The following is a 17097-nucleotide window of genomic DNA, read 5'->3' on the forward strand; positions in this document are numbered from 1 at the left end:
CGAACTCGGTGACCTCGAAACACTCGAAGAAGCAGACGAGCTCCGTTTCGTCGGGTCGATTTCACCCAAGCACCTCGTTCTCCAGGAGGTCATCGCAACCGCCACGCTGGTCGACCAGGCAAGGGAGGAAGCGGATCTCATCGTGATCGACACGACCGGCGCGGTCTCTGGGGTGACCGGCCAGACGCTCAAGTTTCACAAACTAGAGCTGTGCCGGCCCGACGTCTTGGTGGCGCTGCAACGCGGTAGCGAAATCGAGCCGATCATCGGAATGGCCCGCCGCTTCTTCTCTGCAGACGTCAGAGTGGTCGGAGTCCATCCCGATGTCGCGCCGGCTTCGCCGGTCGAGCGGTCCGCTCTGCGAGCAGAGAAGTTCGCCCGGGCATTTGCCCCGCCGTTGCACCGCTGGAAAGTCCGCCCGACGGTCTTCGCCCCGTCCCTGCCCACCGGACTCGATCTCGAACGTCTCCACGACGTACTCGTCGGAGTACACGATGGCAGAGGCCGCTGCCTCGGTTTGGGACTCCTCAAGCATGAAGGAGGCCGCCTTCTCGTACTCACAAACGTGACTGACGGTATGAAAGGTCTGCGATTGGCATCCTTGCGCATCGACCCGGAGACCTTCGATGCTTCCCCCGTCAACCTACGAGAAGTGATGTTCGGCATAGACGGTTGAGGCAACGGCACCGCGCACCGCTCACCGGATCGCCGGTTACGCGCTGAGGCCCAAGGAACCTCCACGAACCGTCCCCGCACTTCCCCTTGACAGGTAACGATCACGCTTCAGCACCTTGGGCCTCGCACTGTCGACACTACGAATTCACCCCGGGCCAGTCAAGGACCTTGATTTGCGCAAAAGTGCCATCTTATTGTGGTCTACTGGCCTTAACTGCATGTTACTTGGGCCGCATTTCGTGCGTTTTCCACAGATCCACAGGGGCCTATCCACAGGGCATGTCGACAACTATTTCAAGCCCAGTTTTCGCGAGCCACGACGCTCCCGACCGTACGGCCTTCTCCCAGCACCGGCACTGCCGCCACGGACTCAAGCGCCCGAGTGATATCCGGGCCGAGAAAACCCAGGTGATCGAGGAGCGCGACCATTGCAGGACCTGTCGGTCGCGATGAACCGTCCCATGATTTCACGGCGAGACCCATCTGCCCGCGGATCGAAACACCGAGGCTTCCCTCGGCGCCGACCTTTGCTGCTGCATCGAGCCAGGTCGCAATCAGTGACGGCGCCAAGCCCTGGTCATAGGTGAGAGCCGGGTATCGATGCATCGCGTCCCATGCATACGTGAAGCGATCCTGTGATCCAAGCATCGCGTAGGCGCGGGCGAGACTCCCCACACTCCCGCGAAAGACAGGGGCACCACATCCGTCAACCCCTACCGGTCCAGGATCGTGTCCGACAACTTCGGTCATCAGTTCGAAGGTCCTGCGCTGCAGGGGATGCTCGGGGTCGAGGTAGGTCTCGACCGGCCACTCACGGGCAACACAGGCGCGCAGCATCGCCGCATGTTTACCCGAACAGTTGTGCCATACGCGCTCCGGATGCTGATAGCCGGCAGCGACGACCCGGTCACGAGCCTCGGCGGACGAGGGCCATGATGGAGGACATTGCAGTGCAGACTCATCGAGTCCAACCCCGGCGAGCATCGACTTGACGATCGCCACGTGAACAGGATGGCCGCGATGACTTGCGCACGCCACGGCCATCTGCTCGGGAACGAGGTCGGCGCCGAGTTCCTGGGACACGGTTGCCTGAAACGGCTTTGCCGCCGAACGCAGAAAGAAGATCCGATCGACGTCGCCAGAAGAAGCCACGAGTGTGCCCTCCGGGGTTACGGCTGCGATGGCGCCGGCGTGAGTCGACTCCACCAGGCCCGAGCGGATGACGTCGGCGAGCACCGTTAGAGCCTCGACGCGTTCGCGTCACGCATCAGGCTCGCCCTGCGGATTCCCCACCTTTCGCAACGTGCCCCAAATGCGAACACGTGTGCTAAAGAATCGTCAGATCGGCCGCGTCGTCTTTATAGCGCCGCACGAGCTCGATACGGAGAGCATCCACGACCTTCTGAACTGCTCTGCGACTCGACGAGATGTCGACCTCGGCCTCTGTCAGGGATTCGCGAATGTCGCCCAGTTCATCATCGCTGATGGCCGGCAACCTCGAAAGGAAGTCGTCACCGAGCACGTGATCGATGTGCCGTCGGCGTGTGTCTGGAAGGTTCGGCGCGAAGATGGTCGGAAACCTGGTGCGGCCGCCTTGTGTCATCTCTCCGGCGCCGAGAACCTCCGGAAGTGCCTCGATCAGAGAGCGCGTCTCTTCCCCGGCGCGACGACGAAGCTCGAAAGCGAGGAGGTCGAGCCTTCCGTGCAGCAACCTGCGGTAGTACGACAACTCGGTCTCGACTTCGTCTGCAACCTTCTTCCGGGAGCGCAGCTCCTCCAAGTCGATGGACTGCACATCCGCCACATAGGACGGATCGAGAATCAGGTCGATACGACGGCGGTACTCACTCATCAGCCGCACGCCCTCTTCAAGGTCGGATACGGGTTGACGGGCGAGCCACCCCCGGGATGAAGTTGGAAATGCACGTGTGGTGCTCCTCCGTATGCGTTGCCACTGTTGCCGTTATAGCCGATTACCTGACCCTTCGTCACATGGTCACCAGTCTTGAGGCCCGCTGCCCAACCGCTGAGATGCGCATAGTAGAAGTGGACCCCGTACGTTGCATAGACCCACACGGACTTGCCTCCGAGCCTGTTGCTGTACACGCGCACCGTTCCTTCGGCCACCGCGACGACGGGTTGTCCCATGGGAGCAAAGATGTCCGTACCCTTGTGGGTCCGGCCTCCCGAACGGGGAGCACCCCATGTATCGCGGAAATGCACCGCCGCGGGATCCATCGGGCAGATGAATCCAGGAGTGATCGAAGCGGGAACGCCGCCGGCAGCACCCTTCCTGCGAGCGGCAGCCAGAGCGGCGGCCCGCGCCTGCTCCTGCCGGTACTTCAGGTCGATTGCGCGACACTTGGCGCTCAGCTCTGCAGAAGCCGCCACCTGTTCCTCCATGATCGAGGTCATCTCCTCAGCCGCCACGGCCGCCTGCTGGTCGAGCACGGCGAGTCGCGCTTGCTCTGCTTGCCAGTCACTTCGGATGCGTTCCAGCTCACGCTTGAGCGCGTCGAGCTGGTCGATCGACGAGATATCTTCTGCCGTCACGACCGAGAGGAACTCCTGCCCGGTGAGAGCGGCGTCGACCGATGTGGCAAACAAGACGGCTTCGGTTCCCGGCGAACCGCCGTTCATGTACATCTCGACGGCTCGGTCCATGACATGGTCACGGATCTCCGCGATAACGGCGACCTTGTCATCGATCCGTTCCCGAAACTGGAATACCCGCAACGCCACTTCCTCCAGCTCCTGGTTGACGGCGTCGTAGTGGTCCTCGGCATCGTTGGCCCTGGCACGGGCCTCATCCAAACGTTGCTGAGCTGCCCTCGAGTCGGCGCACGCAGCGTCGCGCTCCGCTTTGGTCACCGACAGGGCCGGAACGGCCGTGGACAGCAGCCAAACGAAGATCAGAGCGAACATGAGCAGGGCACGTCGAACCCGCAGCCATTGCATGACAGCTTGAGGGTACAGGGGGTTTCGCGATCCGTGAAGCTCCATCAGGGGCGCAGGCGACTTCCCGAGGCTTCGATACCGGGGCCGGCTCCATCGGACCGGATCATCCCGAGCCGGCGGTCACTCCTCCCTTCCCCGGTAGATTCGCACATCTGCCTTCTCCACGGTCACAAGGCCTTCGGTCACCATTTCGTCGAGGATCGGCAGAATCCGCCCCACGGCTGATCGGCGGTCGACACACTCGATCACGATGGGAAGATCCTCTGAGAGTCGCAGGACCCTGGCGGTGTGGATGGTCGAGGATGCCCCAAACCCTTCAATTCCTCGGAACACGGTCGCACCGGCGAGTCCCTCACGACGCAGCATGAGTACGATCGCTTCGTAGAGCGGTCTTCCCTCGTATTCATCGGATTCACCGATGAATATCCTCAACAAGCTGCCGTCTTCGATGCTCTCCATCTGTCGTCACTCCCTCTCACATCATCGTTCCCACCAGCAATCCGATGCCGGCCACACCGGCTCCGATCACGAGCGTTCCAACCAGATTCCGGATCCCTGAACGAATCCCCGCCGCGCCTCCGCTCTCTGCAAGATAAATCGTCTCGATCATCCATGTGGAGAATGTCGTGTACCCACCCAGAAAACCGGCGGTCACCGGCAGCACCCACCAGGCGTCCGGCGCAGATCCCACGATGAAACCGAGTAGCGCAGCACCGCTCACATTCACGACGAACGTACCCCATGGCCGAGGGTCACGCACACGCCGCTGGACCAGGCCGATCACTTCGTATCGTGCAAGAGCCCCGAGCCCTCCTGCAAGCACGATCACGATCCAGATCATCGTCCCCTCCCGCGACGCAGCCCGACCGCTCCTGCAGCCACCCCGGATGCAACGGTCGCGGCGGCGTACGTGATCGACAGGAGGAAGGGCATGTGCCACAACTGCACCGCGAAGGTCGAGAATGTGGTGAAGGCTCCGAGGAAGCCGACGCCGAGGAGCGGCACGCTGATCACCCTCGATCGGCCGGCCAGCCGCAGTCTCGGGAGAAGGTACCCCAACGCGTACGCCCCAACGATGTTGACGCCGAAGGTTGCCCAGAGCGTACCCGGAACAAGCGAAGCAACGACAGCCCGAGCCCCGGCACCGAACCCTCCCCCGACGAAAACGGCCAGTTGACGGCGCGTCCGCACCGAACTGCGTTTACGGGCAGTCACGGCTCAGACCGGCAGCAGCAGCCGCGCCACGGGAAGGAACATCATCGCGGCCAACAGTCCGGCGCCCACGTCGGAGAGCACACCGGGAACCGCCTGAGTGAAGTACACCTCTCTCGTACCCAGCAGTGACGAGAACGCTGCTCCGACAATGAGCACAACGGCGACGAGGATGGCAACGAGAAATGCTGCAAAACCGTTGAGGTCCCAGATCAAGGCTCCGACGACGCCCATCACGATGGTTGCGACCACGCTCCCGCTCAGAGGATCCAGAGCGGGGGCGGAGACTCTGCCGATCAGAAAAGCAGCCACGCCCCTGCCAGCGATCACCATCAGCAGGAACATCCAGATCCACTTCTGGCCAGAGGTCGTAGCGATCCGGGCGATGACGAGCGAGCCCGTTCCTGCCGCAGCAACGACCGACGCTGTGAGCGCCACGGCGATGGAGGTGAAATCGCGCGTGGCCGAAACGATGACCCCTTGGATCATGACGGTCAAGATCGCAACGAGAATCGCGAGCCCGATTCCTGCCGCGTCCCCGCGACCGACATTCCAGGCGTACGGGATGACCGCTCCGGCGAACACGGCCACCAGCAACGGAACCCGCAGGGCGCTTCCACTCGTCACACCGTTCTCGCTGATATCCCAAGCCCAGGCGGCGCCAACGCCGACGAGAGCCGCAACGAACCAGACCGGATTGTCGATGGCGTTGGCGACCAGCAAGACGATGGCGGCAGCAAACGGCGCAAGGAATCTCACCTCCGGCGCGGGCGTCGCCCCACCGGATACGGGAGGCAGCAACGCCACTTCGTCTTCCGGTCCCACGACACGATCGGCTTCGGAAGGGTCCCCATTCACCCAGATACGCGCATTCGCGAGGCCTCTCCGAAAGTCACTCCCATAACGGTCAGTCGCCAGAGCGAGAATCTCCTCGACCGTCGACCCGGGAATGTCCACGACTGGAGTTCCCGCGAGCTCCCGGAGGCCGGCGAACAAACGAACGTGTGCCATTGCCGCCAGGCTAGCGTCGCACGGGGAACCTTCGCCCTTCTGCCGCCTCGTCGCTCGCCGTGCCCGCGACCTCACACCACCTTGATATGTGGGCTCCGTCGAAGAGGCCCGGGCAAAGAAGGGTCGTTCGGCCGTGGCAACCGGGTTGCCACGGGGCGTAGCGTGATACATGACGCAGGAGGTGTCATGAGCGACAAGACCGCAGACCTCGCCGGACCTGGCATCGGCACGTACGAGGAAGTCGAGAAGATCCTGCCCACCGACTATCGGCCTCTCCTCACACCGAGGGAGACCATGACTGCACTCTTTGCTGCCAAGCAGTACATAGAGGACAACCTGAGCAAAGAACTGGACCTGATGATGGTGCAGGTGCCGCTGATCGTGGATGTCAAGAGCGGTGTCAACGACATGCTCGATCGGGACGGATCTCGAACACCGGTCCAGTTCCACATCTCGAATGATCACGATCAACACCCCATCGACGCCCAGGTCGTCCAGGCTGCCACCAAGTGGAAACGTGTGGCGCTGCGGCAGTTCGACATGGACGTGGGCGAAGGCCTTCTCACCGACATGAAGGCCGTCCGCAAGGACTACTTCCTCGACCACGATCACAGCGCATACGTCGACCAGTGGGACTGGGAACGAGTCGTCACCGCCGACCAGCGCAACCTTCCTTTCCTCACCGATGTGGTCAAGAGAATCTGGAAAGTCCTCGTCGGTGCAAACGACCTTCTCGTCGAACAGTGGCCACAGTTGCGCGATGACCGCTACCCCCCAATGCCGCGAGAACTCACGTTCTTGCACGCGGAGGACATCCTCGACAGGTACCCGGATCTGCCCCGCAAGCAGCGCGAGACCGCGATCCTGCAGGACTACCCGGCCATCTTCATCTACGGTATCGGCTGGACGCTCGCGGACGGATACCCGCACGAAATGCGGGCCGCCGACTATGACGACTGGATCACTCCCACCGTGTCGGCCGACGGACGCCCGATGCATGGGCTCAACGGGGACATCCTCGTGTGGAATCCCGTCACGCGACGCCGGCATGAACTGACCTCGATGGGGATCAGGGTGACGAAGGAGACCTTGGTGCAGCAGCTGGAGGCGACCGACCAGATGGACTTCCTACAACTGCCCTATCACCAGGCGATCCTCAACGACGAGATCCCCTTGTCAATCGGCGGAGGAATCGGTCAGTCGAGAACCTACATGTACCTGCTGCGCAAGGCGCATCTCGGAGAGGTCAGCGTCACGGTCTGGCCGCAGATCCTCAAGGACATGTGCGCGAAGCGAAACATCGTCGTGTTGGAGTAGAACGCACGGTCTCGTCAATGCTGGCTGGTCTCTGTCCGGCCAGCATTGACGAGAGTGGCTGAGGTCAGATGACTCCGAGCGCCTCCCCAACCTTCGCGAACGCCGCTGCGCCGTATTCGAGGTCGTCGCGAGAATGCGCCGCGGAGATCATCACCCGAATCCTCGCCTTGCCCAACGGCACCGTCGGATACGCGATCGCCTGGGCAAACACCGCCTCGTCGTCGAACAACCGCTGCGAGAACTCCTGGGCCACTTTCTCATCACCGAGCATCACCGGAGTGATCGGCGTCTCCGAATGCCCGATGTCGAACCCGGACGACGACATCGCATCCTTGAACCAGGCGGCGTTGGACCACAGTCGATCCACCAGCTCGGTCGACTCGGACAAGATCTCCACCGACGCGATACACGCGGCAACATCGGCCGGGGTTACCGCCGACGAGAAGAGGAACGGCCGGGAACGCTGGCGCAGCCATTCGACGACCGCTTCAGGGCCGGCAACGTAACCGCCGACGGCGCCGAACGCCTTGGACATCGTGCCTACCTCGACCTCCACCCTGCCGTGGAGTCCGAAGTGGTCGACGATGCCACGGCCGCCGCGGCCAAGGACGCCCTCGCCGTGCGCGTCGTCGACCATCACCATCGCCTCATATTCGTCGGCGGCTTCGACGATTCGATCGAGCGGCGCGATGTCACCATCCATGGAGAACACGCCATCCGTGATGACGAGCATCCGTCTGAAGCCCTCCGCGCGAGCCTCAGCGAGCTTGCCACGTAGATCGTCGACGTCGCAGTGGGCATAGATCTTTCGCGACGCCTTGGCGAGACGCACCCCGTCGATGATCGACGCATGATTCAGCTCGTCAGTGATGATCACGTCTTCCTTGTCGACCAGCGCCGGGATCGCACCGGCGTTCGCGACAAACCCCGCCTGCAGCGAGATCGCCGCTTCCACCCCCTTGAACGTGGCGAGTCTCTCCTCGAGTTCATCGTGGATCGTCATCGTCCCCGCGATCGTGCGCACTGCGCCCGGACCAACACCGTACCGATCAAGGGCGGCCTTCGCCGACTCGACGAGACGCGGGCTGTCGGCGAGGCCCAGGTAGTTGTTCGAGCAGAAGTTGAGAACCTTCTTCCCGTCCACGGTCAGCCACGCCCCCTGCGGTCCGTCGACATGGCGGATCGTGTTGTAGAGACCCTGGTCTTTGAGTTCCCGTATCTGATCCCTCAAGAAACCGATCTTGTCCATGATCACCTCAGCTCGATATCCTCAGTTCAGTGGTCCATCCACGTCTTCCGGATCCGGGAACATGACCACCTTTCCGCACTCCCCTGACGCCATGAGGTCGAACGCCTTCTCGTAGTCGTCCAGGGCAAACCGGTGTGTCACGAGCGGCGAAAGGTCCACGGCACCTGAACGAAGAAGACCCCGCATCTCGTACCACGTGTCCCAGAGCTTCCGTCCGACGATGCCGTGGACGGTCGCTCCCTTGAAGATGATGTTGTCATCCAGGTCGAACGGGATCCGGCCAGAGGACAGGCCCAGCAGCGCTACTTCGCCGCCGGGTTTGAGGAGGGCGAAGCCGTCCTGGATCGCAGCCGGCGCACCAGACATCTCCAGGAGCACGTCGATGCCCTCGCCGTCGGTGGCTTCGAGCCCGAGTTCGACGACGGCATCCCGGATGGGGTTCCATGTGCAATCGGCACCCATCGTACGTGCGAGGTCCAGCCGGTAGTCCGAGACGTCTGTCGCGTAGACGGCCCGAGCTCCAAGTGCCTTTGCCGCCGCGATCGCCATGACCCCGACCGGACCACAGCCCGTCACGAGGACCTTACGGCCCGAGATATTCGCCGCCGAGACCGTGTGCACCGCATTACCGAAGTTCTCCTGCAGAGATGCGATCGAGTACGGCATGTCGGGAGGGTCCGGCCATGCGTTGATGGCAGGCACGGCGATGTACTCGGCGTAGGCGCCATCACGGTGCACACCGAGGATCTGTGTGTTCTCGCACAGATGGCCCTTCCCGGTACGACAAAAGCGGCACCGTTCGCAAATGACATGTGACTCGACGGACACCAACTGACCGACTTCGGGGCCGTCGGCGTCTGATCCTCTGTCGACGACGATGCCACAGAGCTCGTGTCCCACGGTGAGTGGCGGCAGGACGTGCGTCTGTGCCCACGGGTCCCAGTCCCGGATATATCGATGTCGCCTTGACTTGGATGAGCACGTCTGCCGGCCCCGGTATCGGGATGGGGACGTCGACCATTTCGAGTCCGGGTCCAGGCGACGGCATGACAATCGCGCGCATCGATCCCAGGCTACCGCGTCGCGACCGATCTCCCTTCACTCGGTCCGAGCAAGCCGGCGAACGTCGGCCGGAACTCCCCACGCCATGATGGGAAGGGCCGGTGCCCGAAAACCCTGCCGGAACAACCAAGATCCCGTAGGCTCTCTAGTCGGAATCCACGGAAGGCCCCTCGATGCACCCCTCGGTCGAATCCCTCTTGTCCGCGAGACTGTTCCTCAACCCCGAAGTCGCTGAACAACACCTCTACTTCGCAAGCGACCTGTCCGGCCGGATGAGTCTGTATCGAATGCGCCGCGGCGGAAGTGTGCCCGAGCCGCTGATTCCCGGACGTATCGCTCTGGCGAACCCAAAGCTCATCAACGGTGAACTGTTCTCCGTCTTTCCCGATCTCGACAAGATCCTCGTGATGATCGATGACGACGGCAACGAGAACTACCAGCCGTACATCATCCCCCTTGCCGGCGGTATCCCGGAGCCGATGCTGGGCGACCGATTCGCCGGTCAGCAGGTGAACCTCGTGCAGAGCCACCGGAGCCGTCATCTCGCCGTGTTCAGCGTCGATCCACGCGTGAGCCCCGAACACGGTTCTTACGTGGCCGATCTCTCCGCCGGCGAACTCCTCGACCTCGGCTCGAGTATCTACGGCAACTACGTCGCGGGCTTCAACGACGACCTCACGAGCATTGCTCTCGTCGATGGCTATTCCTCCGCCGACACCGTCCTTTATCTCTGGGAGAAGGCCACCGGGCAGCGCCGGCTGCTGGCCGGTACACCCATCGAGCAACGGTCGGCCGATGCCCGTATCTCCCTGACAGGTTTCGGTGCGTGCTTCTTCCGCGGTGATCGCGGCATCCTCACCGAGACGACGCTGTTCAGCGACGGTGGAGGATGTGGCTGGGTCCCCATCGCGGAAGAAGGAGAGGTCATGCCGATCACGATCAGCGGGACTATCCACAGCGGTGTCGGAGAGTTCACCACCCTGGAGCATCTCGACGGAGACCGCTTCCTGATCGGCTACAACATCGACGGCTGCTCGTGGGCGTACGAAGCCACTTTCGACGAGTCCGCGCTGCGCCTCAATGTCAGCACCGTCCTTTGGGGTGAGGGACCGCTTCACGATGGTGTCGCCGCGCACAGCTCCTACGACCGGGACCAGGACATCTTCTCGGTAGCGTTCTCGACGGCGACATCACCGGTGCAGCTCTTCACCGTCGAAGGCAGCGAACGCAGCGTGGTCCAACACACCAATGAGCGCATACTCGGACTCTCCAGCGAGTTGCTGTCCGCCGGCGAGGATGCTTCCTACACGAGCCACGACGGGTTGCACATATCGGCGCGCCTGTACCTTCCGCCCGAAACCCTGGGCTTCGTGGGCCCGCGGCCGATTGCCTACTACATCCACGGAGGACCCCAGAGTCAGGAACGCCCGGACTTCACATGGTTCTCCTTGCCCCTGATCCAGTACCTCGCCTTGCGCGGCTTCGCCGTGTTCGTCCCCAACGTACGGGGCTCGAGGGGGTACGGACTGTCGTACATGAAGCAGGTGGATCACGACTGGGGCGGAAGGGATCGCCTCGATCACATCGCGGCAGTCGAGCACTTGAAGAACGATGCACGGGTCGACACGTCGCGCATGGGAGTGCTTGGCCGCTCCTACGGGGGCTATATGACCCTCGAGCTCGCCGGCCGGCACCCGGATCTGTGGTCGGCTGCGATCGACATGTTCGGTCCATACGACCTGCTCACCTTCGTCGAGAGCCTGCCCGAGACGTGGAAGACCTACTTCACCATGACGATCGGACACCCCGAGCGTGATCGCGACTTCCTGGTGGAACGCTCACCAAAGACGTACCTCGGCAATCTGGCGTGCCCGATGCTGGTCATCCAGGGTCGCAACGATCCGAGAGTCGTAGTCGGCGAGTCCGACCAACTCGTCGCCGACCTTCGGGCCCAAGGGAAGGAGATCGAGTACCTCGTCTTCGACGACGAGGGGCATGACATGGTCAAACGCGAGAACAAACTGCGGGCGTACGAAGCCATCGCGGACTTTCTGACCGAACACTTGCGTCCCCAGGAGTCTGCTGAGTAATGCAGGTACCTGGTACGTGACACCTGGCACTTCATGCTTCGTATCGCATCCTCAGGTCGATGCAAGGCCACGGGGCGGCCGTAACGGCTCTTGTTGTCGGCTTCGACGGGTCGGAGGGCGCAGTGAGTCGTCAGCAGATCACCCCGGTCCAATCCGATGGAGATCGTCGGGTTGATCCGTGTCGAATAGCGATGCACGGTCGTCGAAATGCGAGCCATGCATCGCTCGGCGGGATCCCAGACGCTACGCCGAACATTCACGTAGGGTCGGAGCTGATGACAGCTCCGAACGTGCTCATAATCGGCGGGACCCGTTTCATCGGGCTCCATGTCGGGCAACGCCTCGTCGACCTCGGCTGTGACGTCACCTTGTTCCATCGAGGCAAGACCGAACCGGACGGTCTGCCCTCCGTACGGCACCTGCACGGCGACCGGTCGGAAATCCTGGAGCATCGCGCCGACTTCGAGCGTGTCGACCCAGAGGTCGTGCTCGACATGATGCCGCTGACCCGAGCCCAGGCAGTCGACACGATGATGACATTCTCCGGGATTGCAGGCCGGCTCGTCGGTATCTCCAGCCAGGACGTCTACCTGGCCTACGACATCTTGCGGGGAAAGGAACGCCTGCCCCCCGTGCCGACGCCGATGGACGAGGACGCACCACTGCGATCGAAGCGGTATCCGTACCGCGACATGGCGGCCGAAGACAGCCCCTTGTTCGACTACGACAAGATTCCGGTGGAGCACACCTACCTCGCAGATCCCGACCTGCCCGGATCGATCCTGCGACTGCCGGCCGTGTACGGACCCGGCGACTACCAGCATCGTCCCTTTCCCTACCTCAAGAGAATGATCGATGGGCGACCCGCGATCCTCATCGACGAAGCCACGGCCGGATGGCGGTGGTCACGGTGTTTCGTCGAGAACGTGGCAGACGCGATCGCGCTGGTCGTCACCGACGACCGTGCACGAGGCCGGATCTACAACGTCGCGGAGCCGAGGGCGCGCACCGAGCCAGAGTGGATCCTGGCCATTGCCGATCAGGTCGGATGGACGGGCGAGATCATCACACTGGAGGCGGATCAACTCCCCGCACATCTACGCGACGACTTCGACTTCTCCCAGTCACTCGAGGTCGATACCAGTCGTATCCGAACCGAACTCGGCTACACGGAACCAGTGCCCTTCGTCGAGGCGATGCGACGCACCGTCGAGTGGGAGCTGGCCAACATGCCCGACGAACTCCTCCCGCACCGTTTCGACTACGCAGCCGAGGACGAGGCCCTGCCGGACCTGACGCTCGGAATCTGAAAGGTCCGGTAATCGACCGTCATCCGATGGCGGGCAGGCGGGCGACGACGTTGTACCAGTGCGTCGGAATCTCAGCTTCGGGGAGCATGATCTTCGTATCCGTGGTGTCGTCCTCCTTGCATCCGTCCGGACATAGGTCTGCATGAGCGCCGATGCAAGGGACTTCAACAACCCGTTTTGCCGTTATCGCCGGCCGACGACGTGAACCGGACCCGGCATCGCCGATTACGCACCCCCGGCTGTCTCTTCGGCGTCGTTCTGTGAGGCGGAAAGCAGCGACCACCAGGCCTCGGGATCGTCGTACCGGTCGGTACGTGTTCCGGGAGCGCCGACGCGGTGCAGACGCGAAAACCAGCCTGGAGTTCAGTTTTCGCGAATCGCAGAGAACACGTAGAGTCTCATCACATCCGGATACTTCCCCAGCTTCCCCCGACAAATCGCAAATAACGCGAAAAATGGCCCCCGGATACCATTGACGTAATTACATGCTTGCGATTAAAGTGTTGGAACTCAACACCATATGTCGTAGGTCACTCCCCCCCTGACCACAACATGTAGTGGTTTGACATGCAGGGACTACCTCGAAGGGAGTGAAATGACCACCACCAAAGGCCTTCGCATCACCCGCCGCTTCACCACGGCCGGGCGTGATCCATACGAAGACATCGAATGGACCCTTCGGGACTCGCGTATCACGAATCCCGACGGATCGATCGTCTTCGAGATGAAGGATGCAGAGGTCCCGGCGGCGTGGTCGCAAGTTGCTTCGGACATCATGGTGTCGAAGTATTTCCGCAAGGCGGGCATACCGCAGACAGACGAACACGGCAACCCGCTCGTGGACGACGATGGTGTGCCGGTGCTGGGTCCCGAGCATTCCGCCAAGCAGGTGTTCGATCGGCTCACCGGCGCCTGGCGCTGGTGGGGAGAACAGCACGGATACTTCTCCTCCCAGGAGGATGCCCAAGCGTTCGAAGACGAGCTGAAATACATGCTGGCCAATCAGATGGCCGCCCCGAACAGCCCGCAGTGGTTCAACACGGGCATCAACTGGGCATACGGCTTGACGGGCCCCGAACAGGGTTTCTGGTACGTCGATCCCGAGACGGAAGAGCTGGTCTCCTCCCCCGACTCGTATAGCCGCCCATCGCCTCACGCCTGTTTCATCCAGAGCGTCAAGGACGACCTCGTCAACGACGGCGGCATCATGGACCTGTGGACTCGCGAGGCTCGCCTCTTCAAGTTCGGCTCCGGCACAGGGACCAACTTCTCATCGATTCGTGCCGAGGGCGAACCGCTTTCCGGTGGCGGCAAGTCGTCCGGTGTGATGTCCTTCCTCAAGATCGGCGATCGTGCCGCCGGGGCGATCAAGTCCGGTGGAACGACTCGCAGGGCGGCGAAGATGGTCATCCTCGACATGGATCATCCCGACATCGAGGAGTTCGTCAACTGGAAGCGGCTCGAGGAAGAGAAGGCAAAAGTGCTCATCAAGCACGGCGGTCTCACCTCGGATTTCAACGGCGAGGCATACCAGACGGTCTCTGGTCAGAACTCCAACAACTCGGTACGGGTGACCGCCGAGTTCCTCCGCGAGGTGAAGACCGACGGGGACTGGGACTTGATCGAGCGCAGTACCGGCAAGGTACGCAAGACGGTGAAGGCGCGAGACCTCTGGCGTCAGATCGCCGAGGCGGCATGGGCCTGCGCCGACCCGGGAATGCAGTTTCACACGACCATCAACGAGTGGCACACCAGCCCTGCCGGCGGTGAGATCAGGGCCTCCAACCCCTGTTCCGAGTACATGTTTCTCGATGACACCGCCTGCAACTTGGCGAGCCTCAACCTCGTGAAGTTCTACGACGACGAGACGGGCCATTTCGACATCGAGACATACGAGCACACGATCAGGCTCTGGACGATCGTGCTGGAGATCTCCGTCACCATGGCGCACTTCCCCTCCAAGAAGATCGCCCAAGGTTCCTACGACTACCGGACCCTCGGTCTCGGCTATGCGAACCTCGGTTCGCTCCTCATGCGCTCAGGGTTCCCGTACGACTCCGACGGCGGACGCGCGATCGCTGGGGCCTTGACGGCGATCCTCACCGGCGTCGCCTACAAGACATCGGCCGAGATGGCCGGTGCACTCGGACCGTTCTCCAAGTGGTCGGAGAACGCAGAGTCGATGCTGCGTGTCATCCGGAACCACCGCCGTGCCGCCTACGACGCTCCTGCGGACGCGTACGAGGGCGTGAGTCACTACGTCATGGGAATCAACCCGGACCTGACACCGGCTCCGCTCCTCGAAGCGGCCCGCCTCGCGTGGGACGAAGCCCTCGCCGCCGGCGAGGACCACGGATTCCGCAATGCGCAGGTCTCCACGCTTGCCCCGACCGGCACGATCGGTCTGCTGATGGACTGCGACACGACGGGCGTCGAACCCGATTTCGCACTCGTGAAATTCAAGAAACTGGCCGGCGGCGGATACTTCAAGATCGCGAACCAGTCGATCGCACCCGCGCTGCGGCGCCTCGGCTACGGCGAGACTCAGATCCAGCGGATCGTTCGCTATGTCGCAGGAACGATGACACTCGAAGGTGCACCTCACGTGAACCGCGAGTCGTTGCGGGCAAGAGGGCTCTCCGAAGGAGCCATCGACAGGATCGAGGGAACGCTCCCGAGCGTCTTCGAGCTTCGGCACGCGTTCAACGTGTTCGTGGTCGGTGAAGACTCCCTTCTGGAGATCGGTCTGAAACCCGAGGACTACACGGCACTGGGTTTCGACCTCCTCGCGGCTCTTGGTTTCTCGCAGAAGGAGATCGCCGAGGCCAACGACATAATCTGCGGAGTGCAGACGATCGAGGGAGCCCCCGGGCTGCGCGACGAGGACTTGGCCGTCTTCGACACTGCGAACCGCAACGGCAAACACGGCAAACGATTCATCCACTACGTGGGGCACATCAAGATGATGGCCGCGACCCAACCGTTCATCACCGGTGCCATCTCCAAGACGATCAACATGCCACACGAGATCACCCCCGACGACATCGGAGAGGCCTACATGATGTCGGCCGACCTCGGATTGAAGTCGATGGCGCTCTACCGGGACGGCTCGAAAGCGTCGCAACCACTCTCTTCTTCATCCGATGACGCCGCATCCGACGAGGACGAGGAAACCGTCGTGCTGGCTCTGGAGCACGAAAAGGCCGTTGCCTGGGGCGAGATCATGAACGCGGCAAGCCCGACGCAGGCATACAGCAACGGCCACAGCCGGCCCCGGTTCCTCCTCCCTGCGAAACGGCAAGGGTGGACTCAGGAGGCCCGCATCGGTGGGCACAAGGTGTTCCTGCGGACCGGAGAGTACGAGGATGGAACCCTCGGCGAACTGTTCATCGACCTGGCGAAGGAGGGAGCGACCCTTCGAGGTGTGCTGTCCTGTTTTGCGATCGCGGTGTCCAAGGGTCTGCAGTATGGAGTGCCGCTCGAAGAGTTCGTGGACACGTTCACGTTCCACACGTTCGAACCTCGCGGCATGGTCGAAGGACATCCGAACATCAAGATGGCCAACTCGATCGTCGACTACGTCTTCCGGGTGATCGGCCTCGAGTATCTGGGACGGACCGACTTGGTCCAGGTGAAGCCGCAGGCATCGTCTCTTCCGGAGCCCCCAAAGGGGCTCGTCACCGAGGCGGGGATCCAGCTCGATCTGACCGAGGCTGCGATGGAAAAGGACATCGAGGTGGAGAAGAAGGCGGCGAAGTTCGCCGACACGCCAGACGGTCACGGACCGGGGACGCCCGCCGCGGCGACGCTGAGGCAGTCGCGCCCGGTGACCGCAGGCGATGTGGCGACCGCTTCGGTGCAATCCGCTCTCGCCGACATGATGGGAGACGCTCCCCTGTGTCCGACGTGTGGACATATCACGATCCGCAACGGCACCTGCTACAAGTGCCTGAACTGTGGGGACACGACCGGCTGCTCGTAGATGCCCGGTGACGAGGCGGAAGGTAGTGGGCCGGCCGGTTTCGACAGGTTGCGTCCACGCGCGTGGCGTATGGGCGGGGAGATGCTCGTGAGTAGTTGATCACCGCGTCGGCCTCATGGTTACTTGTGCAAGCGACCGTGAGGAGAACGCGGTGATCAACAGCAGCAAGGGCGCATCTGCGGCGCCCAGGATCACAGGATCAACCGGGGGGTGTTCCTGCCCATGCCGGGA

Annotated in this window: 13 protein-coding genes and 1 pseudogene; 5 read left to right on the forward strand and 9 right to left on the reverse strand. The window is 62.4% G+C overall.

Going from position 1 to position 17097, the window contains the following annotated elements:
• A partial coding sequence (locus tag GWP04_10830) for a hypothetical protein (protein ID NIA26045.1) occupies window positions 1-676 on the forward strand: 676 nt, incomplete at its 5' end.
• A gap of 293 nt (window positions 677-969) precedes the next feature.
• Here the strand turns inward: GWP04_10830 and GWP04_10835 are convergent.
• The 7 genes from GWP04_10835 to GWP04_10865 all read right to left on the reverse strand — a co-directional run bounded on the left by GWP04_10835 (window position 970) and on the right by GWP04_10865 (window position 5856).
• The gene (locus tag GWP04_10835) at window positions 970-1881 is read right to left on the reverse strand and encodes an asparaginase (protein ID NIA26046.1); all 912 of its coding nucleotides are present in this window, start codon (window positions 1879-1881) and stop codon (window positions 970-972) included.
• Between the two features lie 121 nt (window positions 1882-2002).
• Window positions 2003-2527 carry a hypothetical protein gene (locus GWP04_10840; protein NIA26047.1) on the reverse strand — a complete coding sequence of 175 codons (525 nt, stop codon included), beginning with the start codon at window positions 2525-2527 and terminating at the stop codon, window positions 2003-2005.
• Window positions 2527-3633 carry a peptidoglycan DD-metalloendopeptidase family protein gene (locus GWP04_10845; protein ID NIA26048.1) on the reverse strand — a complete coding sequence of 369 codons (1107 nt, stop codon included), beginning with the start codon at window positions 3631-3633 and terminating at the stop codon, window positions 2527-2529. Before GWP04_10845 ends, GWP04_10840 begins: the two co-directional genes overlap by 1 nt.
• A 120-nt stretch (window positions 3634-3753) precedes the next feature.
• Complete coding sequence (locus tag GWP04_10850; protein ID NIA26049.1) at window positions 3754-4092, reverse strand: DUF190 domain-containing protein; 339 nt, start codon at window positions 4090-4092, stop codon at window positions 3754-3756.
• Window positions 4093-4108: 16 nt separating this feature from the next.
• Entirely contained in the window at window positions 4109-4474 is a 366-nt protein-coding gene (locus GWP04_10855) for a fluoride efflux transporter CrcB (protein NIA26050.1), read from the reverse strand.
• Window positions 4471-4824 (reverse strand): fluoride efflux transporter CrcB, encoded by a 354-nt coding sequence (locus GWP04_10860; GenBank protein NIA26051.1) that lies wholly within the window; start codon window positions 4822-4824, stop codon window positions 4471-4473. Before GWP04_10860 ends, GWP04_10855 begins: the two co-directional genes overlap by 4 nt.
• A gap of 27 nt (window positions 4825-4851) precedes the next feature.
• Window positions 4852-5856, reverse strand: a complete 1005-nt coding sequence (locus GWP04_10865) for a hypothetical protein (protein NIA26052.1) — start codon at window positions 5854-5856, stop codon at window positions 4852-4854.
• A gap of 186 nt (window positions 5857-6042) precedes the next feature.
• Here GWP04_10865 and GWP04_10870 point away from each other — a divergent pair, with 186 nt between their 5' ends.
• The gene (locus tag GWP04_10870) at window positions 6043-7173 is read left to right on the forward strand and encodes an aspartate--ammonia ligase (protein NIA26053.1); all 1131 of its coding nucleotides are present in this window, start codon (window positions 6043-6045) and stop codon (window positions 7171-7173) included.
• Window positions 7174-7237: 64 nt separating this feature from the next.
• Here the strand turns inward: GWP04_10870 and GWP04_10875 are convergent, their stop codons facing one another.
• Window positions 7238-8422: a glycine C-acetyltransferase gene (locus tag GWP04_10875; protein NIA26054.1), complete on the reverse strand. Its 1185-nt coding sequence runs from the start codon at window positions 8420-8422 to the stop codon at window positions 7238-7240.
• 21 nt (window positions 8423-8443) lie between these two features.
• A pseudogene (locus GWP04_10880) lies at window positions 8444-9485 on the reverse strand (L-threonine 3-dehydrogenase).
• A gap of 172 nt (window positions 9486-9657) precedes the next feature.
• Here GWP04_10880 and GWP04_10885 point away from each other — a divergent pair.
• From GWP04_10885 to GWP04_10895, 3 genes are all read left to right on the forward strand, one after another.
• The gene (locus GWP04_10885) at window positions 9658-11574 is read left to right on the forward strand and encodes a prolyl oligopeptidase family serine peptidase (protein NIA26055.1); all 1917 of its coding nucleotides are present in this window, start codon (window positions 9658-9660) and stop codon (window positions 11572-11574) included.
• A 275-nt stretch (window positions 11575-11849) separates the two neighbouring features.
• Window positions 11850-12884: an NAD-dependent dehydratase gene (locus GWP04_10890; GenBank protein ID NIA26056.1), complete on the forward strand. Its 1035-nt coding sequence runs from the start codon at window positions 11850-11852 to the stop codon at window positions 12882-12884.
• A 595-nt stretch (window positions 12885-13479) separates the two neighbouring features.
• On the forward strand, window positions 13480-16866 hold the full coding sequence (locus GWP04_10895; GenBank protein NIA26057.1) for a vitamin B12-dependent ribonucleotide reductase: 3387 nt from the start codon (window positions 13480-13482) through the stop codon (window positions 16864-16866).
• Window positions 16867-17097 lie beyond the last annotated feature (231 nt).

The organism is Gammaproteobacteria bacterium, from assembly GCA_011682695.1.
In the GTDB taxonomy this organism is placed as follows: Bacteria; Actinomycetota; Acidimicrobiia; order Spongiisociales; family UBA4744; genus BMS3Bbin01.

Coding starts and splice junctions, on each gene's coding strand:
- GWP04_10895 (NIA26057.1), top strand. CDS start 13,480: ATGACCACCACCAAAGGCCTTCGCATCACCCGCCGCTTCACCACGGCC.
- GWP04_10870 (NIA26053.1), top strand. CDS start 6,043: ATGAGCGACAAGACCGCAGACCTCGCCGGACCTGGCATCGGCACGTAC.
- GWP04_10865 (NIA26052.1), bottom strand. CDS start 5,856: ATGGCACACGTTCGTTTGTTCGCCGGCCTCCGGGAGCTCGCGGGAACT.
- GWP04_10875 (NIA26054.1), bottom strand. CDS start 8,422: ATGGACAAGATCGGTTTCTTGAGGGATCAGATACGGGAACTCAAAGAC.
- GWP04_10845 (NIA26048.1), bottom strand. CDS start 3,633: ATGCAATGGCTGCGGGTTCGACGTGCCCTGCTCATGTTCGCTCTGATC.
- GWP04_10890 (NIA26056.1), top strand. CDS start 11,850: ATGACAGCTCCGAACGTGCTCATAATCGGCGGGACCCGTTTCATCGGG.
- GWP04_10885 (NIA26055.1), top strand. CDS start 9,658: ATGCACCCCTCGGTCGAATCCCTCTTGTCCGCGAGACTGTTCCTCAAC.
- GWP04_10840 (NIA26047.1), bottom strand. CDS start 2,527: ATGAGTGAGTACCGCCGTCGTATCGACCTGATTCTCGATCCGTCCTAT.
- GWP04_10850 (NIA26049.1), bottom strand. CDS start 4,092: ATGGAGAGCATCGAAGACGGCAGCTTGTTGAGGATATTCATCGGTGAA.
- GWP04_10855 (NIA26050.1), bottom strand. CDS start 4,474: ATGATCTGGATCGTGATCGTGCTTGCAGGAGGGCTCGGGGCTCTTGCA.